The following is a 25367-nucleotide window of genomic DNA, read 5'->3' on the forward strand; positions in this document are numbered from 1 at the left end:
TGTTCATCGGGGTACAGGACCATTCTAGGGAAAGAACGCCACCTAATAAATAGCTTGCTAATTAAATGACTGTTGCAAGGATTGCAACAAGCCCTGGCCTAGTCCTTGGCCCAGTAGCGCTGGTCCTCAAGCACCCGATTCTCCAGCTGCAGCCGTTCGGGCAATTCTTCCTTGAGGAAGTCGATCCAGGTCTTGATCTTGGCGTCGAGAAAGCGCCGCGAGGGATAGAGCGCATGGATGTTGCGTTCGCGCAGGCGGAAGTTGGGCAGCAGGCGCACCAGGCTGCCATCGCGCAGGTAGTTGACCGCGATGTAGCTGGGCAGCAGGCAGATGCCCATGCCCTGGCGGGCCACGCTGGCCAGGGCCTCGGCGACATTGACCTGGAAGACGTAGCGCGGCGCCACCTGCTGCTCGCCGTCTTCACCGGCGAAGACCCAGCGTTCGGAGAAATTCGGATCCAGCAGGCGCAGGCAGTCGTGCGCGGCGAGATCGGCCGGCACCTTGGGCGCCGGGCGCTGCGCCAGATAGCTGGGCGCCGCGCAGACCACGCTGTAGACGCCACCGAGACGCTGGGCGACGAAATCCGAGTCGGCTAGTTCGGTGTCCAGGGTGATGGCGATGTCGTGCCCATCCTCCAGCAGCGCCGGGTGGTTCTGCGAGAGATTCATGACGATCTCGACATGGGGATAGCGCGCGCAGAAGCGCGACACCAGCGGCGCCAGCAACTGGGTGCCCAGACCGGTCATGGAATGCAGGCGCAGATGGCCATGGGGCTTGAGATGGGCGCCGCTGGCCTCGGCTTCGGCCTCGCCGACGTCCTGCAGGATGCGCCGGCAGCGTTCGAGATAGCGCTCGCCCGCCTCGGTCAGCGCCAGCCGCCGGGTGGTGCGGTGCAGCAGGCGGGTCTGCAGATGGCTTTCCAGTTCCGCCAGCAGGCGCGACACCTGGGCGGTGGACAGGTCGAGGGTGTGGGCAGCAGCCGTGAGACTGCCCAGATCCACCACCCGGACGAAGATGCGCATGCCTTGGAAAATATCCATTATTGCCTTTTTCGCAATGGAGTTTCGTCAAGTCGTCACTTTATTGAAAAAGTCGGACGCCCGATAGTGGTGCAGTGAGCTGCTGTGGATTCGACTTGCTGACCGCGCGAATCCTTCCTTCCGGCAGTGGCTCCTTGGATAGCTCCTTGCGGCCTTCCGGCAGACGTCTCCCCTGGAGACCTCAGCCGGAGGGCCGTTTTTTTTGCCTGGCATTCCAGCCAGGCCCCGGCCATCAGTCCCGCCGCTCCGGCTCGCGAATGCGATAGCTGGCGATGTACAGCGCCGGCAGGAACAGCAGCGTCAGCAGCGTCGCCGCGACGATGCCGCCGATCATGGCGTAGGCCATGGGGCCCCAGAACACCTCGCGGGCGATGGGAATCATGCCCAGGCTGGCCGCGGCGGCGGTCAGCAGGATTGGCCGGCGGCGGTGTTGGGTGGCTTCCACCACGGCGTCCCAGGGCGAGCGACCGGCCTGCTCGAAGGCATCGATCTGGGTCACCAGGATCACCGAGTTGCGGATGATGATGCCGATCAGCGCCAGCACCCCGAGGATGGCGACGAAGCCCAGCGGCTGGCCGAAGGGGATCAGCCCCAGCACCACCCCGATCAGGCCCAGGGGCGCCACGCTCGCCACCAGGAACAGCTTGCGGATGCTGTGCAGCTGGATCATCAGGAAGGTGGCCATGAGAAACAGCATCAGCGGCACCACCTCGGCGATCGGGCCCTGGGCCTTGCTGCTCTCCTCCACCGTGCCGCCCACCGCCACCTGGTAGCGCGGCGGCAGCTTGGCGATGAAGGCATCCACGTCCGGCTGCAGCTGCTTGACCAGATCCGGCGCCTGGATCTCGCTGAGAATCGAGGCCTTGAGGGTGATGGTGGGCAGGCGATCGCGGCGCCACACCAGCGGCTGCTCCAGGGCGTAGTCGATACGGGCGAAGGCCTTGAGCGGCACCGCGACGCCCTGGGGCGTCATGATCTGCAGATTCTCCAGGGTCTCCACCGAGCGCCGTTCGGCCTCGCTGGCGCGGGCCACCACGTTGACCAGGTAGATGTCGTCGCGCACCTGGGTCACCGGGGTACCGGTCACCACGCCATTGAGGATCTGCGCCACGTCCTGGGACGAGAAGCCCAGCTGCCGCGCCTTGTCCTGGTTGACCTCGACCTTGAGCATCCGCGCCGGCTCGTTCCAGTCGTAGAGGAAGTCACCCAGTTGCGGACTCTTGCCCAGCACGCTGGCCAGCGCCAGCGCCTGGCGGCGTACCTCGGCGACGTCCGGACCGCTGATGCGGTACTGGATCGGCCGGCCCACCGGCGGCCCCATCTCGAGCGGCTGGACGTAGCCGGACAGCCCGACGAAGTCCTGGCGCAGCCGCTGCTTGAGCTTGGGCAGGAGGCGATTGCGCGCCTCCAGGTCCTTGGCCACCAGGATTACCTGGCCATAGAAGGGATTCTCCAGCTGCTGGTCCAGCGGCAGGTAGAAGCGCACCGCGCCCTGGCCGACATAGGAACTCCAGTGGGCCACGTCAGGATCGTCGGCCAGGGTCTTCTCGAATCTGTCCATCTGCGCCCGGGTGGCGTCGAGCGAGGCGTTCTGCGGCAGGTTGAAGTCGATCAGCAGTTCGGGTCGATCCGAGGACGGGAAGAACTGGTTCTGCACGAACTTCATCGAGAACAGCGCCGCGGCGAACAGCAGCACCGTGAGGAGGATGGTCAGCCAGCGGTGGCGCATGGCGCCCAGCAGGAGGCCGTCGGACCAGCGCGCCAGGCGGCCGGGCTGGTCATGATCCTTGGGCTTCACCTTCTTCGGCAGGATGTGCACGCCGATCACCGGCGAAAAGAACACCGCGACGATCCAGGACAGCAGCAGGGCCACGGCGATCACCGCGAACAGGGTGAAGGTGTACTGGCCGGCGCTGCTGGAGTTGAGGCCGATGGGCACGAAGCCGGCCACCGTCACCAGGGTGCCGGTGAGCATGGGAAAGGCGGTCGACTCGTAGGCATAGGTCGCCGAGCGGTGCAGCGACTCGCCCTCCTCGCGCTTGGTCACCATCATCTCCACGGTGATCATGGCGTCGTCCACCAGCAGGCCGAGGGCGATGATCAGGGCGCCCAGGGAGATCCGCTGCATGGTGATGCCGCTGTATTCCATGAAGACGAACACCAGCGCCAGGGTCAGGGGAATCGACAGCGCCACCACCAGGCCGGCGCGCACGCCGAGGCTGATGAAGCTCACCACCAGCACGATGATGACCGCCTCGAACAGCGCCCGGGTAAAGCCGCCGACGGCCTTTTCCACCACCTGGGCCTGGTTGGAGACCACGTGCACGCCGATACCCACCGGCAGGGCGCCGGTCAGCTCCTGCATCTTCTCGGTGAGGGCGGCGCCAAAGGTCTGGATGTTGCCGCCGCTGCTCATGGCGATGGCCAGGCCGATCGCCGGCTGGCCGTTGTAGCGGAACAGCGAACTGGGTGGATCGGCGTAGCCGCTGCGGATGTCGGCCAGGTCGGTGAGGCGGTAGAAGCGGTCGTCGATGCGCAGATTGACCGCGGCCAGATCGGCGGTGGAGCGGAATTCGCCACTGGTGCGCACGCTGATGCGCTCGGCGCCGGATTCGATGGTGCCCGAGGGGGTCACCGCATTCTGCTGTTGCAGGCTCTGCATCACCTGGCGCTGGTCCAGCCCCAGGGCGGCCAGCTTGCGGGTGGAGAAGTCCAGGTAGATGACCTCGTTCTCCGCGCCGATCAGCTGCACCTTGCCGATGCCCGGCACGCTGCGGATCTCGCGGCGCACCTGCTCCACCTGGTCGCGCAGCTGGCGCATGCTGAAGCCGTCGCCGGTGAAGGCATAGATGCTGCCGAAGACGTCGCCGAATTCGTCGTTGAAGGCCGGGCCCTGGATGCCCTGGGGGAATTCGCCCTGGATGTCCGAGACCTTCTTGCGCACCTGGTACCAGATGTCGGGAATCGCCTTGGCCGGCGTGGTGTCGCGCAGGTAGACGAATACCGTGGACTGCCCCGGCCGGGTGAAACTCTTGGTGTAGTCGAGGGAATCCAGCTCTTCGAGCTTCTTTTCCACCCGCTCGGTGACCTGGCGCAGGGTCTCCTCGGTGGTCGCCCCCGGCCAGCGGGTCTGGATGACCATGGTCTTGATGGCAAAGGACGGATCTTCCTCGCGCCCCAGCTTCATATAGGAGAAGACGCCCATCAGCAGGGCGACGAACATCAGGTACCAGACGAAGGATTGGTGGCGCAGCGCCCAGTCCGACAGGTTGAAGCCTTTCATGGCCGAGCGCCCTCCTGATCCTTCACCCGCTGTCCCTCCTCGAGACTGTTGACCCCGGCTATCACCACCCGCTCTCCCGCCTTCAGGCCGTTGCCGATCCAGGCCAGGCCCTCGGCCTCGCGCAGCACCTCGACCGGCCGCTGGCGCACCTGCGCCTGCTCGCCCTGGCCTTCCACCACCCAGACCGAGGTCCGGCCGTCCTGACGCCGCAGCGCCTGGGTCGGCAGCGGCAGGCCCGCCGCCGGTGGCGACTCCAGCTCGCCCTGCACCAGGCTGCCGATGCGCAGCGCGGCCGGTGGCTCGTCCAGGGTCAGGCGCACCCGCCGGGTGCGCGTGGTGGCATCGGCCTGGGGCTCGATCTCGCGCACCCGACCGGCGACCGCCACCTCGGGATCCAGGGCCATGCGCACGGTCAGGACGCGTCCCGGGGTCAGCTGGCCGATGGCCTGGGCCGGCAGGTCCAGCACCGCCTCGCGGACGTCCGGACGGGCGACCCGCACCACCGGCTGACCGGCGGACACCACCTGGCCGACCTCGGCCTGCCAGGCGGTGATCACCCCGTCGAAATCGCTGTAGAGCTCGGCATAGTCGCGCTGGTCGCGGGCCTGGCGCTCGGCGCTCTGGGCCTGTTCGCGGGCGGCTTCCAGGGTGTGCAGGCGGGTCAGCGCCTGATCCAGCTGGGAGCGCGAGCCAACGCCCTGATCGAACAGCTGCTGCTGGCGCCGGGCATCGTTGCGCGCATCGCGCCACTGGGCTTCGGCATCGGCGGTCTGGCCCTGCCGACTGCGCAGGGCATTGTCCTGATCGGTGGGGTCCAGCGCCGCCAGCAACTGGCCACGGCGCACCGGCTGACCCACGTCCAGCAGCCGCCGGGTCATGCGACCGCCGACGCGAAAGCCCAGCACGCTCTCGTAGCGCGCCTGGATGCTGCCGGCAAAGACTTCGCGCCCGGGCGGCGGGGCACTCAAGGTCAGGGTCGCCACCGGCCGGATCGGCGGCGGCGGCGCCTCGTCATCCGAGCAGCCCGCCAGGACCAGCAGCAGACACAGCGGCAGCAGCGGCTTCATGGGCGCACCTCGTTGAAGGCCGAGCGCTCGGCGACTTCGACCCTCTGCCCTGGACTCAGCGCCTGACCGCCGGCGACCACGATGCGGTCGCCGGCCTTGAGGCCCTCGTTGACGATGATGCTGTCGCGGGTGAAGCGCTCGATGCGCAGCGGCTGCAGGCTGACCCGCCCGTCTTCGCCGAGGCGCCAGGCGGCGGGCTGCTCGGTGGTGCCGTTCAGCGCCGTCCAGGGCAAGGCGAAGCCCTGCTCCGTCGCGCCCTCAAGCTGGGCATTGACCACCGCCCCCAGGGTCATGGCCGCCGGGGGTCTATCGAGTTGTACCTTGACGCGCACCGTGCCACTGCTCGCCACGGTCGGGGCGATCTCGCGCAGGGTACCCCGGGTCGTGACGGCCGGTTGCGCCTGCAGGGCGACGGGCAGGGTCTGGCCGACCTTGAGTTCGCGGGCCAGGGATTCGTAGAGATCGAAGACGGCGTCGAGGTCGCCACTCACCGCCAGGTCGAAGATCGCCGTGCCGGCCTGCACCACCTGCCCCGCTTCGGCGTGGCGGGCGGTCAGCACCCCGGCGGCGCTGGCGCGCAATTCGGTATAGCCCAGTTGCTTGCGCGCATCGTCGCGCTGGGCGACGGCGGTCTGCAGGGCGCTGCGGGCGCCGTCGAGGGTGGCCTGGGCCTGGTCGTACTGGCTGCGACTGGTATAGCCCTTGGGCAGCAGCGCGGCCTGGCGCTCGAAATCGACCCGCGCCAGCCGGGTGCGGGCTTCCTGGGCCTCCACCTGGGCCTGGGCGGCGGCCAGGTTATTGCGCAGATCCTGGGGATCCAGCCGGGCCAGGACCTGACCCTCGCGCACGCGATCGCCGACATCCGCCAGCCGCTCGCTGATCTTGCCACTCACGCGAAAACCGAGCGGCGCCTGCACCCGCGCCTGGATATCCCCGGTAAAGGGAATGCGCTGACTGTCCCTTATCGGACTCAGCTGCACCACCACCACCCGCGCCAGTTCCTCGGTGGGCGGTTGCTCCTGGGAGCAGCCCGGTAACAGCGTTACCAGGGTCAGAGCAGCCGTTACCTGGCAGAGGCGAGCAAGGCGGAGAGCCCTCATGATTGTCCTTATCGGTGGAAGAGGCGCGATCTGCGAACTGACCACAGGCGGCGCAGGGGGTTCGTCTGACGAATTGTCAGGCGCCTGGCGATGCTTGGGAAGCGCTACGACGAGGGCGCTGGGCAAATGCCCGGCAGCGGAGCGGCCATTCGCCCACAAATGTTCACAAATGCCCTGGAACCCGGCATTCCAGGCCGCAGTCAACTGAGACGTGCGCTGTGGACCTGCCCGTCCGCAGCTGATGCCCGCCACCGTTCCGGCGCGGGCCCCATCAGATTCACAGGTTTATTTCGACGAGGCCGAACTCATGAAAAAGCTGCTGATCACCTCTACCGCTGCTGTGATGCTGTCGATGGCCACGGGTGTCTTCGCGGCCGAAACCTCCAAGAGCGCCACGGCCGTCAATGGATCCGCCACCACCGAGGTGCCGGGCAAGACTACCGTGAAGGGCGGTGCCGATGGCGCTGCCGAAGTGCCCTTCAAGAGCGACAAGCCCAACAAGGTCGACGCTCGCAACCAGAACAACATGCAGTAATCACCGTCCCTGGCGGTAACAGAAAGCCCCGGCATGCCGGGGCTTTTTGCTGTCTGCCGTTCAGCCTGCAGACAAAACAAACCCCGCCGAGGCGGGGTCTGTGGAAGCTGTGCAGCAGCCGGGCTTAGCGCCAGAACGGCTTGTGCATTTCCTGGTAGCGCTGGGCCTCGGTGATACCGGCGTCGGCCAGCATACGGGCGTCCAGACGGGCCAGTTCGTTGCGGCTGGCGATGCGACGCTGCCAGGTGGACAGGGTGGAGATAACGCGCAGGGCAGCGGGCACACGGTTGCTGGGCTTGGCGTTGTACAGCGAGGAACTGAAGGTGCGTTCCATGGTGGCTTTCCTTCCCGCTTGTGACGGGTACTGGTCATCGAATGGCGCCATTGTCTCGCCAGGCGAGTGCTACCACCAGTAACAGTCCAGGGAAAGGTTCGCGGATCACTCGGCACACAATTGCAACTGTACTGCTGCAATTTGGGTCATTCTGTAACGTCTTGCACCATTGCAGTGCAAAATTTGGTTACCAGAGGGAACATCGCGAGAATTTGAGCTGTACAGTTGCCCGGAAGGCCAGGAAACAGGAGTGCTGTTCTACCTGTTACCGCGACCGCTGTCCAGCCTGGAAGGAACTCCGTGCTCCAGAAAGGAGCGCTTCCGACGCCCGGTGGCGCCGGAAGCCTCTGTCATCAGCGCGCGGCAGCGGCCAGGCTCGGGGTGGCGGGCTGACGCCGGCCTACCCAGGTGCCGATGGCCACGACCAGCAGCGCCAGCAGACCGGTCGCCAGGATCTCGAAGCGATGGGCTTCGCTGAACAGCATCACGGTCAGGGCGCCGACGATGAAGACGATCACCGCCCAGGTCAGCCAGGGGAACAGCCACATGCGGAACTCCAGGGTTTCGCCGCGGGCGATCAGCTTGCGTCTCAGGCGCAGCTGGGTCACGGCGATCACCAGATAGACCAGCAGAGCCACGGCGCCGGAGGTGGACAGCAGGAAGCTGAACACCGCCTCGGGCATGGTGTAGTTGGCGATGGTGGTCAGGAAGCCCACGGCGGTACTGGCCAGCACGGCCGCGCGCGGCACGCCGCTGCTGGAGGCACGACCCATCTTGGCCGGGGCATCGCCACGGCGGGCCAGCGAATAGAGCATGCGCGAAGCGGTGTAGAGCGCCGAGTTCAGGCAGCTGGCCACGGCGACCAGCACCACGCAGTCGACGATCAGCTTGGCATTGGGGATCGACAGCACCTCGAGGGCGCGCTGGTAGGAACCCACGATCGGCAGCTGGGCATCGTTCCAGGGCACCATGGACACCACCAGGAAGATGGAGACCAGGTAGAACAGCGCGATCCGCCAGATCACCGAGTTGGTGGCCTTGCTGATCTGCCGCGACGGGTCCTTGGACTCGGCGGCGGCGATGGTGACGATCTCGGTTCCCATGAAGCTGAACATGGTGGTCAGCAGGGCGCCGAGCACCGCGCCGAAGCCATTGGGCATGAAGCCGCCGGTATGGGCCATCAGATTGCTCAGGCCGCTGACCTCGCGACCCGGCAGGGCGCCGACCAGGGCGGCCGCGCCCAGAGCGATGAAGGCGACGATGGCGATGACCTTGAGCAGGGCGAACCAGAATTCGAACTCGCCGTATTTGGCGACGCTGAACAGGTTGGTCACGGTCAGGATGCCGGTGATGATCAGGGCGAATTGCCAGGTGGCGATCGCCGGGAACCAGGCATTGAGGATGGCGGCGGCGGCCACGGCCTCCAGCGGGATCACCAGCACCCAGAACCACCAGTACAGCCAGCCGATGGTGAAGCCGGCCCAGCGGCCGATGCCCTGCTGGGCATAGGACGAGAAGGAACCGGTATCGGGCGAGGCGACGGCCATTTCACCCAGCATGCGCATGACCAGCACCACCAGGGTACCGGCCAGGGCGTAGGCCAGCAGCACGGCCGGGCCGGCCGCGGCGATGGCATGACCAGAGCCGACGAACAGACCGGCACCGATCACCCCGGCGATGGACAACATGGTCACATGGCGCGGTTTGAGCGCCGGAGAGAGGTTGCATTCTACGTTGGACATAAGGTGTTACCTGACAACGGAAAGCCTCCCAAGTGCAACTTGCGCGCCACCCGGGCTGAAATCGGCACAAAATGAACGCAAAGGGTGCAACGCCTCGCGGAAAGCGGCGAAAAAGCGGCGTTCCGTCGAGCTATCGCGCTAACCATCTGATGTGAAAAGCGATTTCTTTCAGGTATGCGCGCCTCTTCGGCTTGCTTCGTTAGGTATCACCTTGTGCAACTTGCACTCTTATGGTGCTTGTACAGGTGGAACCTTAGGTAACCCTGGGCCTGGAGATGGCCGCCACGCCCTTCGCTACCTGACCGCAGAACCAGGACACGACGGAAGAGACCGCCTTGCCTGGCATCCGCTGTTGGCTCGCCCGAGTAGCAGGTACCGCTCAGGGCCGTGGCTTGGGCGCTTTTCTTTGCCGATGCAGCAGCAGTGGGAACTTGCCGAGCCGCCAGGGCTCTGCACACCTGCGACAAAATGTAACCGCGACCGGCAGATGTTGGTAATATTCCAACATATTAGCTAGCTAACCATAAGCCCTGCGGTTCCACGTCGGGCACCTGATGAGACCCTGACCATGTCCGCAGACGATTCCGTCCCGGCCCGCCGCGACTTCCTGCGCAAGTCCCTGAGCCTGATTCCCGTGGTCGCCCTGGCGAGCGGTGCCCCCTCGGGCCTGGCCCTCGCCGCGCCCACCCCGGAAAGCAAGCCGGGCAGCAGTCCGCGCGCCGACCACTATCAACCGGTGTTCTTTACCGCCGAGGAATGGGCCTTCGTGCAGGCCGCGGTAGCCCGGCTGATTCCGGCGGACGACCTGGGCCCTGGCGCGCTGGAAGCCGGTGCGCCGGAATTCATCGACCGGCAGATGCAGACCCCCTACGCCCGTGGCGGCCTCTGGTACATGCAGGGCCCCTTCGCCGCCGATGCCGCACCGGAGATGGGCTACCAGAGTCGCCTGGTACCCCAGGACCTCTATCGCCTGGGCATCGCCGCGGTGGATCGCTGGACCCGCCAGCAGCACGGCAAGGTCTTCGCCGAGCTGGCACCCGCCGCGCAGGACGCGGCCCTCAAGGCGCTGGAAAGCGGTGAGGCCAGCCTGGACGGCGTACCGGCCAAGCTGTTCTTCGCCCAGCTGCTGCAAAACACCCGGGAAGGCTTCTATTGCGACCCGCTGCATGGCGGCAACAAGGAACTGGTCGGCTGGAAACTGGTGAATTTCCCTGGTGCCCGCGCCGACTTCATGGACTGGGTGGAGCGTGACGAGCGCTATCCGCTGCCCCCGGTCTCCATTCGCGGGGAGCGCGGTTGATGGCCAAGGTATTGCCCAGCAAGCAGGTAGTGATCGTCGGCTTCGGCTGGACCGGCGCCATCATGGCCAAGGAACTGACCGAGGCCGGCCTGGACGTGGTGGCCCTGGAACGTGGCAGCTACCGTGACACCTATCCCGACGGCTCCTATCCCCAGGTGATCGACGAACTCACCTACAGCATCCGCAAGAAGCTGTTCGTCGATGTCTCCAAGGAAACCGTCACCATCCGCCACAGCGTCAACGACGTCGCCCTGCCCAACCGCCAGCTCGGTGTCTTCCTGCCCGGCGATGGCGTGGGCGGCGCCGGTCTGCACTGGTCGGGCGTGCATTTCCGCGTCGACCCGGTGGAGCTGCGCCTGCGCAGTCATTATGAAGAGCGCTACGGCAAGAAATTCATCCCCGATGGCATGACCATCCAGGACTTCGGCGTCAGCTACACCGAGCTGGAGCCCTACTTCGATTTCGCGGAAAAGGTCTTTGGCACCTCGGGCACCGCCTGGAGCGTCAAGGGCCAGGTGGTGGGCGACGGCAAGGGTGGCAATCCCTATGCGCCGGATCGCTCCAGCGACTTCCCGCTGCCGGCGCAAAAGAACACCGTCTCGGCGCAGCTGTTCGAGAAGGCCGCGCGGGAGGTGGGCTATCACCCCTACAACCTGCCCTCGGCCAACACCTCGGGGCCCTACACCAACCCCTACGGTTGCCAGATGGGCCCGTGCAACTTCTGCGGCTACTGCAGCGGCTACGTCTGCTACATGTATTCCAAGGCCTCGCCGAATCTCAACATCCTGCCGGCGCTCAAGCAGGAGCCGCGCTTCGAGTTGCGCAGCCAGGCCCATGTGCTCAAAGTGAACCTGGACAGCACCGGCAAGAAGGCTACCGGGGTGACCTACCTGGACGCCCAAGGCCAGGAGCTGGAGCAGCCGGCCGACATCGTCATCCTCGCCGCCTTCCAGTTCAACAACGTGCGCCTCATGCTGCTGTCGGGCATCGGCCAGCCCTATGACCCCAAGACCGGCGAAGGCGTGGTCGGGCGCAACTTCGCCTACCAGAACATGGCCACCATCAAGGCCTTCTTCCGCCAGGATCAGCACCATACCAACCCCTTCATCGGCGCCGGTGGCAATGGCGTGGCGGTGGACGACTTCAACGCCGACAACTTCGACCACGGCCCCCACGGCTTCGTCGGCGGCTCGCCCATGTGGGTCAACCAGGCCGGCACCCGGCCCATCGCCGGCGCGGCCAATCCGCCCGGCACGCCCCAGTGGGGCAGTGCCTGGAAAAAGGCCCAGGCCGGCTACTACAACCACCAGCTGTCGATGGACGCCCACGGGGCGCACCAGTCCTATCGCGACAACTACCTGGACCTGGACCCCACCTACCGCGACGCCTATGGGCAGCCGCTGCTGCGCATGACCTTCGACTGGAAGGACAACGACATCCGCATGACGCGCTTCATGGCCGCCAAGATGAAGAAGATCGCCGAGGCCATGAATCCCGAGCACATCAGCGTGTCGGTCAAGGATTTCGGCGGTCACTTCAACACCGCCAGCTACCAGACCACCCACCTGAACGGTGGCGCCATCATGGGCACCGACCCCAAGACCAGCGCGGTCAATCGCTACCTGCAGAGCTGGGACGTGCACAACGTCTTCGTACCGGGCGCCTCGGCCTTTCCCCAGGGCCTGGGCTACAACCCCACCGGCCTGGTGGCGGCCCTGACCTACTGGTCGGCGCGGGCCATCCGCGAGCAGTACCTGAAAAATCCCGGCCCGCTGGTGCAGGCATGAGAGGCGCGCCCATGATCCTTCGTACCCTCGCGACCCTGCTGCTGGGCAGCGGCCTGGCGCTGGCGGCCCAGGCCGCCGAAGACACCGACCCGGCGCTGGTCAAGCAAGGCGAATACCTGGCCCGCGCCGGCGACTGCGTGGCCTGCCACACGGCGCCGGGTGGCCAGCCCTTCGCCGGCGGCCTGCCCATGCAGACGCCCATCGGCACCCTCTATTCCACCAACATCACCCCGGATCGGCAGACCGGCATCGGCGACTACAGCTATGCCGACTTCGACGCCGCCATCCGCCAGGGTATCGCCAAGGAGGGCCATACCCTCTATCCGGCCATGCCCTACCCCTCCTATGCCCGGGTCAGCGAGGGCGACATGCGCGCCCTCTATGCCTACTTCATGCACGGCGTGACGCCAGTCGAGCAGGCCAATCGCGACAGCGACATCCCCTGGCCGCTGTCCATGCGCTGGCCGCTGGCGATCTGGCGCCAGCTGTTCGCGCCCGAGGTGGTGCAATTCCAGCCCGCGCCGGACCAGGACCCGGTAGTGGCCCGCGGCGCCTACCTGGTGGAAGGCCTCGGCCACTGCGGCGCCTGCCACACCCCGCGTGCCTTCACCATGCAGGAGAAGGCGCTCTCCCCCGCCGACGGCAAGGATTTCCTGGCCGGCAGCGCGCCCCTGGAAGGCTGGATCGCCAAGAATCTGCGCGGTGATCACCGCGACGGCCTGGGCCGCTGGAGCGAAGCGCAGCTGGTGCAATTCCTCAAGACCGGGCGCTCCGCCGACAGCGCGGTGTTCGGCGGCATGACCGAGGTGGTGCAGCACAGCCTGCAGTACCTGAGCGACGCCGATCTGCAGGCCATCGCCCGCTACCTCAAGACCCTGCCGGCCAAGGATCCGCACGACGCGCCCTTCCAGGCCGACGGACGGGCCGCCGCGGCGCTCTGGCGCGGCGACGACAGCGCCCGTGGCGCCCAGGTCTATGTGGACAACTGCGCTGCCTGTCACCGCACCGACGGCCAGGGCTACGACCGGGTGTTCCCGGCGCTGGCTGGCAATCCGGTGCTGCGCACCGCCGACGCCAGTTCGCTGATCAACATCGTGCTCAAGGGTGGCACCCTGCCCGGCCTGCACACGGCGCCGTCGACCATCGTCATGCCGCCCTTCGGCTGGCGGCTGAACGATGCCCAGGTGGCCGACGTGGTCAGCTTCATCCGCGCCAGCTGGGGCAACGCCGCCGCCCCGGTCAGCGCCGCCGACGTCGCCAAATGGCGCACCGATGACAACCGCACCACATCCGGTGATGACCTGGGCCAGGCGTTCGGTCACCAGCAACCTGCTCCGTCGCCCGCTGGCGGCGACACCCCGGCAGGGGCGCACTGAGTCCCTGCCAGACTGACGCTCGGTCAGTCTGGCAGCAGCTCGTCGAGCGCTATTGACCATCAAGCCCATCGCCGACCGACGGGCTTGCGCGGTTGGCATCGATCCTGCTAGCTTAATCGGGTTAGTACCAAGCTGACCCCAATCGCTGGACGCCTTTCCGCTCGTTGTAGCAGCGCGAAATCAGCGTCATCCGGATCGACTGATTCCTCGATTGCTCAGGATCTGCCGCCGCGGCCTCTGAATCTCGTGCCCGGCCGGTTGCCTGCCTTCCCAAGTACTTACCTGCATGCCTGGGCGTTTCGCCCACACGCTGCCTTCCTCCAGCCAGAGATTCAGCCGTCGGCCGTCATGGGTACGAGGTTGCTGGAGTTATTTCACCGCGCCGACTGAGCGTGGATCCCAAGGATAGTCTTATGAACATTCAAAATCAGGCCATCGCGGCCATGCAACATCTCCAGGCGGCCTTTGCGCCGTTCCACTGCATCACCACCCCGGCTTCGCGCAAGGGCGGCTTTAGCTTCACCGTGGTCGACGAGCGCGGCGTGGCCTGTCGCAGCGAGCGCCTCTACCCTGAGCAGTACAGCGCTGCCGACGGACTGGAGCGCGTCATCGCCCGTACCCGCCGCGCCCTGGCCGCCTGAGACGCGCTACGAGTGCCGGACGCATCACGGATTCCGTGATGCCCATGCCGGCCGCCTCCATCTGCGGTATGTTTGGCACAGCTTCGCGTAGGCGTGAGCCAAACAATGAATCCCAAGATGGAGGTCGCATGTCGCAAGTCGTATTCATCCGCCATGGCCAGTCGGCGTGGAACCTGGAAAACCGCTTCAGTGGCTGGGCGGATGTGGATCTGACCGAACAGGGGATCCGCGAGGCCCACGAGGGCGGTCAGGCACTCAAGGACGCCGGCTTCCTCTTCGACGTGGCCCACGTCTCGGTGCTCAAGCGCGCCGTGCGCACCCTCTGGCACGTGCAGGAAGGCATGGACCAGATGTGGTTGCCAGTGGTGAGCGACTGGCGCCTCAACGAGCGTCACTATGGCGGCCTGACCGGACTGAACAAATCCGAGACCGCCGCCAAGTACGGCGAGGAACAGGTGCTGGTCTGGCGCCGCAGTTACGACGTGCCGCCGCCCGAGCAGAGCGTCGAGGAGCAGCAGGCGCTGGCCGCCGATCCGCGCTATGCCGGTCTGTCGCTGGATCAGGTACCGCGCACCGAATGTCTCAAGGATTGCGTCGAACGCGTCCTGCCCTACTGGAACGAAGTCCTGGCGCCGGCCATTCGCAGCGGCCAGCGCGTGCTGGTGGTCGCCCATGGTAACTCCATGCGCGCCCTGATCAAGTACCTGGACAACATCTCCGACAGCGACATCGTCAGCCTCAACATCCCCAACGGCGTGCCGCTGGTATACGAGTTCGACGAAGACCTGAAGCCTACCAAGCACTACTACCTGGCCGACCCGGACGAGGTCGCCGCCAAGATGGCCGCGGTGGCCAATCAGGGCAAGGCGAAGTAAGGCGTTTCATCGCGGCCATGGCGGTCCGCCGATGCGGCCGCTCCTACGGTTACCTAGGAGTCTGTAGGAGCGGCCCATGGCCGCGATTTTCTTAGCGAGAAAACCGGATCGTTTTCAAGACGAGACCTGTAGCGTGGAAAACCGCGTAGCGTTTTCCACAACCAAGGTCGTGGGTGAACAGTGGATAAGGCTGCGCCGTCATCCACCCTACCTCACGCCTGGCCGTTCGGGCGCCCTACCACGCGCGCCTCGCCCAGCACGCCCTCTTCTTCCGCCTGGGCCGCCTGGATTTCCTCGTCACCTTCCACCCCGCCATCGCCCGGGGTCTTCTCGCCCTTTTCCTTGCCGTCGTCGCTGTGGTGCTCGATCACCGCATTGATCTCCGCGCCGAACAGCAGCACCGCGGACGACAGATAGAAGTACAGCAACAGCACGATGATGGCGCCGATGCTGCCGTAGGTAGCGTTGTAGTTGGCGAAGTTCTGCACGTAGTAGCCAAAGCCCAGGGACGCCAGGATCCAGACCACCACCGCCAGCACCGAGCCGGGGGTGATGAAGCGGAAGTCCTGCTTCACGTCCGGGGTGACGTAGTAGAGCGCCGCCACGGCGATCATCAGCAGGGCCACCGCCAGCGGCCAGCGGATCAGTGCCCAGAGGGTCACCATGTAGTCTTCCAGCCCCACGTAGGCAGCCAGCCAGTTCATCACCTGAGGCCCCAGCACCATGAGCGCGGCGGCGCTGAGCAGGATTCCGGCGAGGCCGATGGTATGCAGCACCGACAGCGGAATGCGCTTCCAGGCCGGACGGCTTTCCACCACGTCATAGGCGCTGTTCATGGCGGTCATCAGCGAGCGGAAGCCACCGGAGGCGGACCAGAGCGCGACGATGATACTGAAGGACAGCAGCCCGCCCTTCTGCGTCTGCAACTGGTCGATGATGGGATTGACGGTGTCCAGCGCCGTGACCGGCAGCAGGTAGGCGGCCTGTTCGCGGAGGAAGGTAAAGAAGTCCGGCAGATGCAGGAAGCCGATCAGGGCGATCAGGAACAGCAGGAAGGGAAACAGCGAGAACAGCATCTGGTAGGCCAGCGCTGCGGCATAGGTGGGCATGTCGTCGGCCACGAATTCCTGGACGGCACGCTTGATGAGGGTGAACGGCGAAACGCCGCGCAGGCTGAAGGCAAACAAGGACATAACGGCTCCTGACGAACGTTCCTCACGAAGGATTCCTGGGGCCGGCCTGCACGGCCTGCGCCCGGCGGCTTTGCAGGTCCGCCCTACCTTCAGAGTGGCAGCGGCCGGGTTGGTTGCGCCCTGACGTCAGAAGCCGGACCCCGAGGCATCCCGGCAGGCAGCGACTTCGGCGGCGGTAGGCGTGCGGATTTCCTCTATCCCGCGGCTTTCGTCGAATTCGATGTAGCCGGCGGCGGCGAATTCGCGCAGCCAGCCATCCATGGGCCAGAGTCCCCAGCGCGCCTGGAAGCGCCGGGCGTTCTCCAGGATGCTGGCGAAATGGTTGAGCGGTGGGTGATAGGTCGGATGGTACTGGTGGAAGGCCCGCGCCTCGGCCTGGTAGACCGGCACCCCCGCCGCGCGGGCGCGAAAGGCGAAGTCGGTGTCCTCGCCGCCATAGCCGCGATAACCCTCATCGAAGCCACCGATGCGGCCGAAGGTGGCGCGGGTACAGGCGAAGTTGAGCGACCAGAACAGCGGGTGGGGAATCGCCTCGCCAGGCGGACGATCCCGGTGCAGGGGATGGACGACGCCGCTGGCGCGCAGCTCTTCCGGCGTCCAGTCACCTTCCGCGACGCCCGCCGGCAGGTAGTGGACGAAGCCCTGGTGCAGGGCTTCGGGGTGGGCCGTTAGCGCCTCTTGGTAGGCGTCGAGCAATTCCGGCGCTGGGATGCAGTCCACGTCGAGAAACACCAGCTCCTCGCCTGGCGCGGCGGCTACGGCAGCATTGCGCGCAGCGGCCAGGGGCAGGATGCCGTCGCCCTCGACTCCGTGCACCTGGATCGGAAAGTGTGGGCTGTGCCAGGCGCGCGGTGCCTCGTTCATCTGCACCACCACCAGGGCCGCAGGCGGGGTCGGCGCCCGCTCCAGGCCACGGATGAGATTGGCCAGTTGCCGCTCGCGGCCATGGACCAGGGTCAGGACGATCATGCCAGCACCTCGTGGGCGACCTGTCGAATACAGGCAGCGGCGCGCCGGGCGCCCTCGCCATCGCTTACCGCCGCCCAGCGCTCGGGATCGAGTTCGCGCGCCCTGGCCAGCAGCCCCGGCCAGTCCTCGTCGGCGGGCCAGCTTTCACAGGTGATCGCCAGGTCCTGGGCGGCCAGCAGGCGCCCGGTGGACAGTTGCTCGTCGAAGGGCCGGGCATCCGGCAGGCAGAGGAAGCGGCAGCGCAGGTCGGCCAGTTCCGCCACCAGGCTGTCACCCGCCGAGCCGACCACCAGCTCGGCGCGGGTCAGCCAGGGTGCGGGATCGGCCACGCTGCCCAGAAAAGTCAGATTGGCCGGTGCCTCGGTGGCGTCGTCCAGCACCGGACCCAGCACCGTCCAGCGCCAGGCGGGACAGGCGCGGGCTGCCGCCACCAGGCGCGCGCGGCTGAAGGCGGTGCCGCCATGGCCAGCGATGACGGTGACCGTGCCGGGCTCGCGCCCGCGGTCGGGCCCTTGCCCGGCATAGCGCGACAGGCTGCCGGCATAGCAGGTCTTGGCCCGCCAGGCGGCCGGGGTATCAGGCTCTTCCAGGCAGTCCGGATAGGGTGCCAGCAGGCGACTGGCACTGGCGTAGGCCAGTTCGTGGGCGGCATCGAAGCGACTGCCGCGCTGGCGCAGATAGATCGTCGGCACGCCGCACAACCGGGCCAGCAGCGCCACCTCCACCGAGACGTCGACCACCAGCAGGCAGGGCCAGGCGCGGCGAAACCAGTCCACCAGCAGGCCCATGCGCTCGCGCAGCCCTGCCACTCCCAGCGGGGCATAGTGCAGGCAGGCGAAGGCTTCGCCTTCGACGCCCGCGGCCACGTCGGGCGGCAGCGGGCAGAGCTGCACGTTGGGCAGCGCCACCCGTTCGGGCAGGCGACTGCCGAACAGGGTCAGGGGACCGTCGAAGGCCGCGGCGATGGCCAGGGCGCGGGTCACGTGGCCGGCGCCGTGATGGTGGGCGTAGTAGCCGACGTTCAGCTCAGTCACGGGCGGTCTAGCCACGGGCAGTCTAGCCACGGGCGACTCGGCCGGCGGCGACATCGGCGAGCAGGCGCTCGTAGCGGTCGATCATCAGCTGGTGGCTCCACTGGGCCTCGGCCCGCGCCCGGCAGGCCTCGCGGGACAGCGACAGGGCTTCGCGCAGGGCCGCCGCCAGCGCCGGCACGTCGCCCGGCGGGGCCAGGGCGCCGGTCTCGGCGGTGAGCAGTTCCGGCAGGGCGCCGCGGGCGAAGGCGGCGACCGGTGTGCCACAGGCCAGGGCCTCGGCGACGATCAGGCCGAAGGGTTCGTCCCAGCAGGGCGTGACCAGACAGGCACGGGCCTGGGCGACCTCGGCCGCCAGGGCGGTACGGTCCAGGTGACCGAGGTAGACGGCGCCGTCCCCCAGGCGGGGTTCGATCTCCTGACGGAAATAGCGCTCGTCGGTGGCCTGGCCGGCCAGGCGCAGGGCCACACCGGCCTCGCGTGCGGCATCCAGCGCCAGGTGCGGTCCCTTGTCCGGCACCAGGCGGCCGAACCAGAGGGCATGGTCGCCGATCGGCGTATCGCGCGGACGCCAGGCGTCGAGGTCGATGCCATTGGGAATCACGTGGCAGGCCGGCGCGAGGTGCGCCCAGTTGTCGGCATTGGCCTGGGACACCGTGCAGTAATGGCCGCCACCGCGCTTGTGCAATTCGCCGAGGGCGTTGATCAGTTCGAAGAACGGCGGGGTGTGCAGCACCGTGAGCATGGGGGTGCGGATCAGCCCGGACATGGTCACCGGCACATAGTGCAGGGCGTTGTTGAAGATGACGTCGAAGCCGTAGCCATCGATGCGCTGCATGCAGTCCAGATAGCCATGGTGCTCGTCGAGGTATTCGGAGCTGAGCACGTTGCGCTTGCGCCGGCAGCCGTCCGCGCCGTAGTTGCCGTCGTCGAGGATGGGCACCACCTCCAGCTCCGGCGCCGAGGCCGAACTGGCGAACAGCGTCACCGCATGGCCACGCTCGCGCAGCCGCAGGGTGATGTCGTAGGTGAAGGCTTCGAGACCGCCGGCGAACGGCTGGCGTACCGGGTGTTTCACGTGGGTAAGAATGCCTATGCGCATGGAACCGTCCGCCTGCTGTTGCCTGTCATCCCACCGTCCTTATCGCGAGCCGCTGGTTGATAGGAGTCTCAGCGACGGGAATTGGTTGTGCGCTTCGTCGTGAAAGCCGCACGGCGGGCAAACCGCGGAACCCTGCCGGGGGTCAGCCTTCCTGGACCCGTATTCCCAGCAGACGACGGAGGTTTCCATGCGTTATGAACTGCACTACTGGCCCAGCATCCAGGGCCGCGGCGAATTCGTCCGCCTGGCGCTCGAAGAAGCCGGCGCACCCTATCTGGATGTCGGCAACGCCCCGGAAGGCGAAGGCCTGGGTGTACCCGCCCTGGAAGACTATCTGCAAGGCAGGAAGACCCGCCGCCCGCCCTTCGCCCCGCCCTTTCTCAAGGCCGGTGACGAGGTCGTCTCCCATGTCGCCAACATCCTCCAGTTCCTGGGGCCGCGGCTGGACCTGGTACCGGCCGACGAGGAAGCCCGCTTCTGGGTGCACGGCCTGCAGCTGACCATCACCGACCTCACCGCCGAGGCCCATGACGTCCATCATCCGGTGGCCATCTCCCTGACCTACGAAGAGCAGCAGGATGAAGCCCGGCGCCGCGCCAAGGCCTTTGCCGGCGAACGGATCCGTACCTACCTGAGCTATTTCGAGCGGGTGCTGGGCTACAACCCGGCGGGTGACCATTGGCTGGTGGGCGACCAGCGCTCCTATGTCGACCTGTCGCTGTTCCAGGTGGTGGCCGGCCTGACCTATGCCTTCCCCAACGCCATGCGCCGTCTGGCACCGGAAATCCCGCGGGTGCTGGCCCTGGCCGAGCGAGTGGCCGCGCGACCCAACATCGCCGCCTACCTGGCCTCGCCCCGCCGCCTGCCCTTCAGCGAGAACGGCATCTTCCGTCACTATCCGGAGCTGGATCCGGCCTGACGGGCAAAAGAAAAGGCCGCCCGGGGGCGGCCTTTTCGTCACGGCTGGACTCAGGCGCGGTCGATGGTGTTCTTGACCGCTTCCTTGCCCTTGCCGACGTTCTTCTGCAGCTTGCCTTCGGCTTCCTGGGCACGACCCTCGCCTTTCATGCGCGAGTTGTCGGTGGCTTCGCCGATACCTTGCTTGACCTTGCCGGCCACTTCTTTGGCGGTACCCTTGATCTTGTCGCTGGTGCTGCTCATATCAGTCTCCTTGGGATCGCACAGGCAGTGCGCTTGTAAAATCCGACTGCGGCTCTAGCCGGGTGGTTTCGACCATTCGTCGCACAGCGCAGCGGCAATCCGCGCCAGGAAGCTTTGGGCAGCGGCGCTGGAAGCCTTTAGACTTCCCGCCCTTTTTCGTGAGCGACCGCCCAGGCGCCACCCCTCGCGGGAACGTTGCGCAGGGGCCGCCTCTCCAATTGCCACACCCTACACAGGAGAATCCTGATGTCGCTGAGCCAATTCGACAACCTACCGGGCGTGACCGCCCAGCCCGACGCCGCCACCCGCGAGTTCGTCTTCAACCACACCATGCTGCGGGTCAAGAACCTCGAGACCTCGCTGGACTTCTATACCCGCGTGCTGGGTTTTACCGTGGTCGATCACAAGGATTTCCCGGACGCCAAGTTCAGCCTGACCTTTCTCGCCCTGGTCGACCGCAACCAGGTGCCGGAAGAGCCGGAGGCCCGCCAGCGCTGGCGCAAGTCGACCCCGGGCATCCTCGAGCTGACCCATAACCACGGTACCGAGAACGACGCCGAATTCAGCTACCACAACGGCAACAGCGATCCGCGCGGCTTCGGCCACACCTGCGTAGCGGTCCCGGACATCCGCGCCGCCTGCGAGCGGTTCGAGCAACTGGGCGTCGCCTTCCAGAAGCGCCTGACCGACGGCAGCATGAAGGAAATCGCCTTCATCAAGGATCCCGACGGCTACTGGGTCGAAGTCATCCAGTTCACCCCCCTGTCCTGATCCCCGCGGGCCCGGCGTCCGCCGGGCCCCGTCCTGCTGAAGACATCCGACGACTTTTCAGCGCTTAACTGATACCGACCGGCTCCAGGCCATCGACGCCTGCCCGGGCCTTTGGCGTACTGCTGGCGAAAAGCCTTACCAAAGTCGTATTGCGCACCCCAGCCAGCGACGTCGCCAGAGAGCCCACCATGAAAAAAACAACAAGAATCCGTACCGGGATGTACAGCGTCCTCAGCCTGTTCGTCGCCTGCCTGCTGCTCGCCTGCCTGTACGGCTGGATCAGCGCCCGGACCAGTGCCCAACAGATCCGCGACCTGGATAGCCTGACGATGGAGCAGCTGGACCGGGTCAACAACGCCGCCACCTGGATCAGTCGCGCCAGCGCCAACTCCCATACCGCCATGCTCGACCGCGTCAACGGCGATGCGGCCAAGGCCGAGAAAGGCGTGAAGCTGGCCCTAGAGCGGCTGGACATCGCCCGCAAGCTGATCACCGACATGCAGGCCAACGTCAGCGATCCCAAACTGGTCGGCCAGATCGAAGCCATGCTCAAGGCCTTCGACGCCTACAAGGCCATCGTCGAAGGGCAGATCGCCGCCTGCCGCGCCGGCGACCTGCCTGGCTACATCCGGATCAGCGACGGTGCCAAAGGGGCCAGTACGGCCTTCGCCGACACCCGCCAGGCCTTTACCGACGAGATCACCAGCCGTATCGACGCCACGCTCGCCGCCTCCGACAGCCGCGTGTCCCAGGCCCAGGTCGGCAGCCTGCTGCTGGTCGGCCTGACCCTGCTGCTGGCCGTCCTCTCCGGCTGGTTCATCGCCCGCCGCGTGCTGGCCCCGCTCAACGAAGCCGGCGAGCACTTCGCCGCCATGAGCGAAGGCGATCTGACCCGCCGCATCGAGGTGCGCAGCCATGACGAGATCGGCCAGCTGTTCGCCGGTCTCGCCACCCTGCAGAGTCGCCAGCGCGACACCCTGGCCCAGCTCAATCGCACCGCCGAACGACTCGACGGCGCCGCCCAGGAACTGGGTCAGGTCACCGCCCAGAGCAATCGCACCCTCAATCAGCAGCAACAGGAACTGGAACAGGCCGTGACCGCGGTGACCGAGATGACCGCCGCCGTGGAAGAGGTGGCGCGCAATGCCGCGTCCACCTCGGATACCGCTCGCGAATCCGATCGCCTGGCCGCCGGCAGTCGCGGCCAGGTGGCCCAGGTGCTCAGCGAATTGCAGAGCATGCAGAGCACGGTCAAGGAAAGCGAAACCGTCATCGCCAGCCTGGCGCAGCAGGCCAACCAGATCGGCAAGGTGCTGGACGTGATCCGCGCCGTCTCCGAGCAGACCAACCTGCTGGCGCTCAACGCGGCCATCGAAGCCGCCCGCGCCGGCGATGCCGGTCGTGGCTTCGCCGTGGTGGCCGACGAGGTGCGCAGCCTGGCGCAGCGTACCCGCCAGTCGACCCTGGAGATCGAGCAGATGATCGGCAACATCCAGACCGGCACCGGTCAGGCGGTGACCGCCATCCAGCGCAGCAATACCCTCGCCGGCACCACCCTGGAAACCACCGAGCGCACCGGCCAGAGCCTGGAGCACATCTTCGTCGCCATCGGCGACATCAACGAGCGCAACCTGGTCATCGCCAGCGCCGCCGAGGAACAGGCCCAGGTGGCGCGCGAGGTGGATCGCAACCTGATCAACATCCGCGAGCTGGCGGGCGTGTCCAAGCGCGGCGCCGACCAGATCGAGACCTCCAGTCGCCAACTCGCCGCGCTGACTCACGAGATCCACGGCCTGGCCGCGCGCTTCCGCGTCTGACCCGGCGCGCCCCTCCCCCCGGATACAGGCGCCCCGGGGGGAGGGGCGGCTTTACCCATCTTTACGTTTTCTTGGCATGACGTTGCTGCCGGGACAGGCGAAAATTGGCTCCGGGCGCCAGGCGTGGCGCCGCTTTTCGCTACGGAGCTGCCTGACGTCATGACGACCTGCCCTACCCCGCGCGGCCCGCGCCTGCGCTGCCTGCTGCTGTCCTTTCTCGCCTCGCCCCTGGGCCTGCTGGTACTGCTGACCGGCGTGCTGCAACTGCTCGGCCCCGGCTAGGGCCGCAGCGTCCGACCGCCAAAGCGGACGGACGCGCCAGGATCACAGGCGGAAGCGCGCTACCAGGCCATTGAGGTCCACGGCCAGGCGCGACAGCTCGGCACTGGCGGCGCTGGACTGCTCGGCGCCCGCGGCGGTCTGGACCGACAACTCGCGGATGTTGACCAGGTTGCGATCCACTTCGCGGGCTACTTGAGCCTGCTCTTCCGCCGCGCTGGCGATGACCAAATTGCGTTCGTTGATGCCGCCGATGGCGCCATGGATGCGCTCCAGGGCATGACCGGCGCCGCGGGCCACCTCCAGGGTGGACTGGGCACGCTCGGTGCTGCTGCGCATGGCCGCCACCGCCTGATCGGTGCCCTGCTGGATGGTACCGATGGAGGTCTCGATCTCGCGGGTCGATTCCTGGGTGCGATGGGCCAGGGCGCGCACCTCGTCGGCCACCACGGCGAAGCCGCGACCGGCCTCACCGGCGCGCGCCGCCTCGATGGCGGCATTGAGCGCCAGCAGATTGGTCTGCTCGGCCACGCTGCGGATCACGTCCAGCACCTTGCCGATGTCGTTGACCTGGACCGCCAGATCGCCCACCAGGGTGGCACCGTGCTGGACGTCTTCGCTCATGGTGGCGATGGCGCCCACGGTTTCCTGCACCAGATCGCGGCCATCACGGGCCACGCCGGCGGATTCCTGGGACGCCTGGGAGGTGTTGACGGCGTTGCGCGCCACCTCGTCCACGGCCGACGACATCTGGTTCACCGCGGTGGCGGCCTGTTCGATCTCGGCGTTCTGGCGCTGCAGACCGCGACTGGATTCATCGGTCACGGCATTGAGTTCTTCCGCCGCCGAGGCGAGCTGGGTGGCCGAACCCAGGATGCCCTGCAGGGTATGGCGCAGCTGGCCCTGCATGGTCTTCATGGCCTGCAGCAGGCGCGCGGCTTCGTCGCGGCCTTCGCTGTGGATTTCCTGACTGAGGTCACCGGTGGCGATCACCTCGGCGGCCTGCACGGCGCGGGCGATGGGCTGGGTGATGCTGCGGATCAGCAGCCAGGCGAAGACCACGGTCAGCAGCGCGGTGGCCGCCAGCAGCAGCACCAGCCACTGGATGGCGTGGCTGTAGTCGGCAGCGGACTGCTCGTTGGCCGCAGCGGTCTGCTGGTCGACCAGGTCGGTGAGTTGCTTGAGCACGCCGTTGACCGCATCGGAGTTGGCCAGCAGGTCTTCGTTGAGCAGGCGGCGCAGGGGCTCCAGCTGATCGGCGGCGGAAAACGCCAGCATGCGCTGCTGCAGACCGTCGTACTGGGTGATCAGCTGGCCGTAGCGGCTGTAGGCGGTGCGTTCTTCATCGGACTGGATCAGCGCCTCGTAGCGCTGCTGGGCGGCGCGCATCTGGCCGTTGCGCTGCTGGAACAGCGCCTGGGTCTTGGCGATGATCTCCGGCTCGCGATTGAGCAGCAGCCGATAGGAGAGCACCCGCAGGCGCAGGGTCAGGGCGGTCAGCTCGTCGAGCGCGGCCACCCGCGGCATGGCACGGTCTTCGATGGCCAGGCCCGAGGCGCGGATGTCGTTCATCTTGACCAGGGCGGTGCCGCCGAGCAGCAGCAGGAGCAGACCGATAAAGGCGAAGCCGAGCGTGGCACGCCGCGCGATGGAGAGATTGCGAAAGGACATGGGGAGTTTCCGTTGAGCCTGGAAAGCCCCCGCTATCGACCGCAGGTTGCAAATCCTGAGGTCCGTTGTCGGACCGGATTTTTGGGCGGCTATCGAGCAAAGCCAGCAAACCCTTGTCCTATAGGGCATTGGACCTATTGAAAGCCTGGCGAAAGCTCTAGGCTGCGGCACTGTGCCGCAGATCACAGGCCGGACGCAAAGTGGGCGAAAGACGCTCGATGTCTGCCAGCGGCATTGCGTTCACATTTTTGCACATCTCTCGCAAGCCACTGATCGCCAAGGAAAACTCTTCG

General features: G+C 66.7%; 22 protein-coding genes and 1 pseudogene. 10 read left to right on the forward strand and 13 right to left on the reverse strand.

The window, feature by feature from the left end; translation table 11 throughout:
• Positions 1-98: 98 nt before the first annotated feature.
• From QKY98_RS03675 to QKY98_RS03690, 4 genes are all read right to left on the reverse strand, one after another.
• Entirely contained in the window at positions 99-1040 is a 942-nt protein-coding gene (locus QKY98_RS03675) for a LysR family transcriptional regulator (RefSeq protein WP_027598127.1), read from the reverse strand.
• 232 nt (positions 1041-1272) lie between these two features.
• Positions 1273-4323 carry an efflux RND transporter permease subunit gene (locus QKY98_RS03680; protein ID WP_027600365.1) on the reverse strand — a complete coding sequence of 1017 codons (3051 nt, stop codon included), beginning with the start codon at positions 4321-4323 and terminating at the stop codon, positions 1273-1275.
• Positions 4320-5390 carry an efflux RND transporter periplasmic adaptor subunit gene (locus tag QKY98_RS03685; RefSeq protein ID WP_027598125.1) on the reverse strand — a complete coding sequence of 357 codons (1071 nt, stop codon included), beginning with the start codon at positions 5388-5390 and terminating at the stop codon, positions 4320-4322. Before QKY98_RS03685 ends, QKY98_RS03680 begins: the two co-directional genes overlap by 4 nt.
• Positions 5387-6490 carry an efflux RND transporter periplasmic adaptor subunit gene (locus QKY98_RS03690; RefSeq protein WP_144954977.1) on the reverse strand — a complete coding sequence of 368 codons (1104 nt, stop codon included), beginning with the start codon at positions 6488-6490 and terminating at the stop codon, positions 5387-5389. The genes QKY98_RS03685 and QKY98_RS03690 overlap by 4 nt, the downstream gene beginning before the upstream one ends.
• 307 nt (positions 6491-6797) lie before the next feature.
• Between QKY98_RS03690 and QKY98_RS03695 the strand changes: the two genes are divergently transcribed.
• Complete coding sequence (locus tag QKY98_RS03695) at positions 6798-7025, forward strand: hypothetical protein (protein WP_027598123.1); 228 nt, start codon at positions 6798-6800, stop codon at positions 7023-7025.
• Between the two features lie 124 nt (positions 7026-7149).
• Here QKY98_RS03695 and QKY98_RS03700 read toward each other — a convergent pair whose 3' ends face one another.
• Both QKY98_RS03700 and gabP read right to left on the reverse strand, forming a co-directional pair.
• Positions 7150-7359 (reverse strand): DUF1127 domain-containing protein, encoded by a 210-nt coding sequence (locus QKY98_RS03700; RefSeq protein WP_007161433.1) that lies wholly within the window; start codon positions 7357-7359, stop codon positions 7150-7152.
• Between the two features lie 353 nt (positions 7360-7712).
• A complete protein-coding gene (gene gabP / locus QKY98_RS03705) occupies positions 7713-9101 on the reverse strand; it encodes a GABA permease (protein ID WP_007161434.1) in 1389 nt (462 codons plus the stop codon).
• A 568-nt stretch (positions 9102-9669) separates the two neighbouring features.
• Here gabP and QKY98_RS03710 point away from each other — a divergent pair.
• From QKY98_RS03710 to gpmA, 5 genes are all read left to right on the forward strand, one after another.
• Positions 9670-10401: a gluconate 2-dehydrogenase subunit 3 family protein gene (locus QKY98_RS03710; protein WP_284670349.1), complete on the forward strand. Its 732-nt coding sequence runs from the start codon at positions 9670-9672 to the stop codon at positions 10399-10401.
• Positions 10401-12188 (forward strand): GMC family oxidoreductase, encoded by a 1788-nt coding sequence (locus QKY98_RS03715; RefSeq protein WP_284670350.1) that lies wholly within the window; start codon positions 10401-10403, stop codon positions 12186-12188. Before QKY98_RS03710 ends, QKY98_RS03715 begins: the two co-directional genes overlap by 1 nt.
• Positions 12189-12199: 11 nt before the next feature.
• The gene (locus QKY98_RS03720) at positions 12200-13564 is read left to right on the forward strand and encodes a cytochrome c (protein WP_284670351.1); all 1365 of its coding nucleotides are present in this window, start codon (positions 12200-12202) and stop codon (positions 13562-13564) included.
• A gap of 413 nt (positions 13565-13977) precedes the next feature.
• Complete coding sequence (locus QKY98_RS03725; RefSeq protein ID WP_027598119.1) at positions 13978-14205, forward strand: hypothetical protein; 228 nt, start codon at positions 13978-13980, stop codon at positions 14203-14205.
• 128 nt (positions 14206-14333) lie between these two features.
• A complete protein-coding gene (gpmA, locus tag QKY98_RS03730) occupies positions 14334-15080 on the forward strand; it encodes a 2,3-diphosphoglycerate-dependent phosphoglycerate mutase (protein ID WP_027598118.1) in 747 nt (248 codons plus the stop codon).
• 212 nt (positions 15081-15292) lie between these two features.
• On the opposite strand, the gene QKY98_RS03735 is transcribed toward gpmA, so the two are convergent.
• From QKY98_RS03735 to QKY98_RS03750, 4 genes are all read right to left on the reverse strand, one after another.
• Positions 15293-16273, reverse strand: coding sequence for a YihY/virulence factor BrkB family protein (locus tag QKY98_RS03735; RefSeq protein ID WP_044341143.1), 981 nt, complete (start codon positions 16271-16273; stop codon positions 15293-15295).
• 126 nt (positions 16274-16399) lie between these two features.
• Positions 16400-17242, reverse strand: coding sequence for a glycosyltransferase family 2 protein (locus QKY98_RS03740; RefSeq protein WP_284670352.1), 843 nt, complete (start codon positions 17240-17242; stop codon positions 16400-16402).
• Positions 17239-18276 carry a hypothetical protein gene (locus QKY98_RS03745; RefSeq protein WP_284670353.1) on the reverse strand — a complete coding sequence of 346 codons (1038 nt, stop codon included), beginning with the start codon at positions 18274-18276 and terminating at the stop codon, positions 17239-17241. The genes QKY98_RS03740 and QKY98_RS03745 overlap by 4 nt, the downstream gene beginning before the upstream one ends.
• Before the next feature lie 22 nt (positions 18277-18298).
• A complete protein-coding gene (locus tag QKY98_RS03750; protein ID WP_077171315.1) occupies positions 18299-19375 on the reverse strand; it encodes a glycosyltransferase in 1077 nt (358 codons plus the stop codon).
• Positions 19376-19562: 187 nt separating this feature from the next.
• Here QKY98_RS03750 and QKY98_RS03755 point away from each other — a divergent pair, with 187 nt between their 5' ends.
• The gene (locus QKY98_RS03755; protein WP_027600373.1) at positions 19563-20294 is read left to right on the forward strand and encodes a glutathione S-transferase; all 732 of its coding nucleotides are present in this window, start codon (positions 19563-19565) and stop codon (positions 20292-20294) included.
• A gap of 50 nt (positions 20295-20344) precedes the next feature.
• Here the strand turns inward: QKY98_RS03755 and QKY98_RS03760 are convergent, their stop codons facing one another.
• Positions 20345-20536, reverse strand: a complete 192-nt coding sequence (locus tag QKY98_RS03760; protein ID WP_027598113.1) for a CsbD family protein — start codon at positions 20534-20536, stop codon at positions 20345-20347.
• A gap of 246 nt (positions 20537-20782) precedes the next feature.
• Between QKY98_RS03760 and gloA the strand changes: the two genes are divergently transcribed.
• The 3 genes from gloA to QKY98_RS03775 all read left to right on the forward strand — a co-directional run bounded on the left by gloA (position 20783) and on the right by QKY98_RS03775 (position 23406).
• Positions 20783-21307 carry a lactoylglutathione lyase gene (gene gloA, locus QKY98_RS03765; RefSeq protein WP_027598112.1) on the forward strand — a complete coding sequence of 175 codons (525 nt, stop codon included), beginning with the start codon at positions 20783-20785 and terminating at the stop codon, positions 21305-21307.
• Between the two features lie 188 nt (positions 21308-21495).
• Entirely contained in the window at positions 21496-23124 is a 1629-nt protein-coding gene (locus tag QKY98_RS03770) for a methyl-accepting chemotaxis protein (RefSeq protein ID WP_074583473.1), read from the forward strand.
• A 159-nt stretch (positions 23125-23283) separates the two neighbouring features.
• Positions 23284-23406, forward strand: coding sequence for a hypothetical protein (locus QKY98_RS03775; protein WP_255211814.1), 123 nt, complete (start codon positions 23284-23286; stop codon positions 23404-23406).
• Between the two features lie 42 nt (positions 23407-23448).
• Here QKY98_RS03775 and QKY98_RS23885 read toward each other — a convergent pair whose 3' ends face one another.
• Together QKY98_RS23885 and QKY98_RS23890 are read right to left on the reverse strand one after the other, a co-directional pair.
• Complete coding sequence (locus QKY98_RS23885) at positions 23449-24321, reverse strand: methyl-accepting chemotaxis protein (RefSeq protein ID WP_371099473.1); 873 nt, start codon at positions 24319-24321, stop codon at positions 23449-23451.
• Positions 24307-25203, reverse strand: a pseudogene (locus QKY98_RS23890) (MCP four helix bundle domain-containing protein); the annotation flags it as partial. The pseudogene QKY98_RS23890 and the gene QKY98_RS23885, both read right to left, overlap by 15 nt.
• Between the last annotated feature and the right edge of the window lie 164 nt (positions 25204-25367).

The sequence above is a fragment of the Pseudomonas sp. HR1 genome, assembly GCF_030175875.1.
Lineage (GTDB): Bacteria > Pseudomonadota > Gammaproteobacteria > Pseudomonadales > Pseudomonadaceae > Chryseomonas > Chryseomonas oryzihabitans.

Coding starts and splice junctions, on each gene's coding strand:
- QKY98_RS03675 (WP_027598127.1), bottom strand. CDS start 1,040: ATGGATATTTTCCAAGGCATGCGCATCTTCGTCCGGGTGGTGGATCTG.
- QKY98_RS03720 (WP_284670351.1), top strand. CDS start 12,200: ATGATCCTTCGTACCCTCGCGACCCTGCTGCTGGGCAGCGGCCTGGCG.
- QKY98_RS23885 (WP_371099473.1), bottom strand. CDS start 24,321: ATGAAGACCATGCAGGGCCAGCTGCGCCATACCCTGCAGGGCATCCTG.
- QKY98_RS03750 (WP_077171315.1), bottom strand. CDS start 19,375: ATGCGCATAGGCATTCTTACCCACGTGAAACACCCGGTACGCCAGCCG.
- QKY98_RS03700 (WP_007161433.1), bottom strand. CDS start 7,359: ATGGAACGCACCTTCAGTTCCTCGCTGTACAACGCCAAGCCCAGCAAC.
- QKY98_RS03775 (WP_255211814.1), top strand. CDS start 23,284: ATGACGACCTGCCCTACCCCGCGCGGCCCGCGCCTGCGCTGCCTGCTG.
- gloA (WP_027598112.1), top strand. CDS start 20,783: ATGTCGCTGAGCCAATTCGACAACCTACCGGGCGTGACCGCCCAGCCC.
- gpmA (WP_027598118.1), top strand. CDS start 14,334: ATGTCGCAAGTCGTATTCATCCGCCATGGCCAGTCGGCGTGGAACCTG.
- gabP (WP_007161434.1), bottom strand. CDS start 9,101: ATGTCCAACGTAGAATGCAACCTCTCTCCGGCGCTCAAACCGCGCCAT.
- QKY98_RS03690 (WP_144954977.1), bottom strand. CDS start 6,490: ATGAGGGCTCTCCGCCTTGCTCGCCTCTGCCAGGTAACGGCTGCTCTG.
- QKY98_RS03685 (WP_027598125.1), bottom strand. CDS start 5,390: ATGAAGCCGCTGCTGCCGCTGTGTCTGCTGCTGGTCCTGGCGGGCTGC.
- QKY98_RS03770 (WP_074583473.1), top strand. CDS start 21,496: ATGAAAAAAACAACAAGAATCCGTACCGGGATGTACAGCGTCCTCAGC.
- QKY98_RS03710 (WP_284670349.1), top strand. CDS start 9,670: ATGTCCGCAGACGATTCCGTCCCGGCCCGCCGCGACTTCCTGCGCAAG.
- QKY98_RS03715 (WP_284670350.1), top strand. CDS start 10,401: ATGGCCAAGGTATTGCCCAGCAAGCAGGTAGTGATCGTCGGCTTCGGC.
- QKY98_RS03680 (WP_027600365.1), bottom strand. CDS start 4,323: ATGAAAGGCTTCAACCTGTCGGACTGGGCGCTGCGCCACCAATCCTTC.
- QKY98_RS03760 (WP_027598113.1), bottom strand. CDS start 20,536: ATGAGCAGCACCAGCGACAAGATCAAGGGTACCGCCAAAGAAGTGGCC.
- QKY98_RS03725 (WP_027598119.1), top strand. CDS start 13,978: ATGAACATTCAAAATCAGGCCATCGCGGCCATGCAACATCTCCAGGCG.
- QKY98_RS03695 (WP_027598123.1), top strand. CDS start 6,798: ATGAAAAAGCTGCTGATCACCTCTACCGCTGCTGTGATGCTGTCGATG.
- QKY98_RS03740 (WP_284670352.1), bottom strand. CDS start 17,242: ATGATCGTCCTGACCCTGGTCCATGGCCGCGAGCGGCAACTGGCCAAT.
- QKY98_RS03735 (WP_044341143.1), bottom strand. CDS start 16,273: ATGTCCTTGTTTGCCTTCAGCCTGCGCGGCGTTTCGCCGTTCACCCTC.
- QKY98_RS03755 (WP_027600373.1), top strand. CDS start 19,563: ATGCGTTATGAACTGCACTACTGGCCCAGCATCCAGGGCCGCGGCGAA.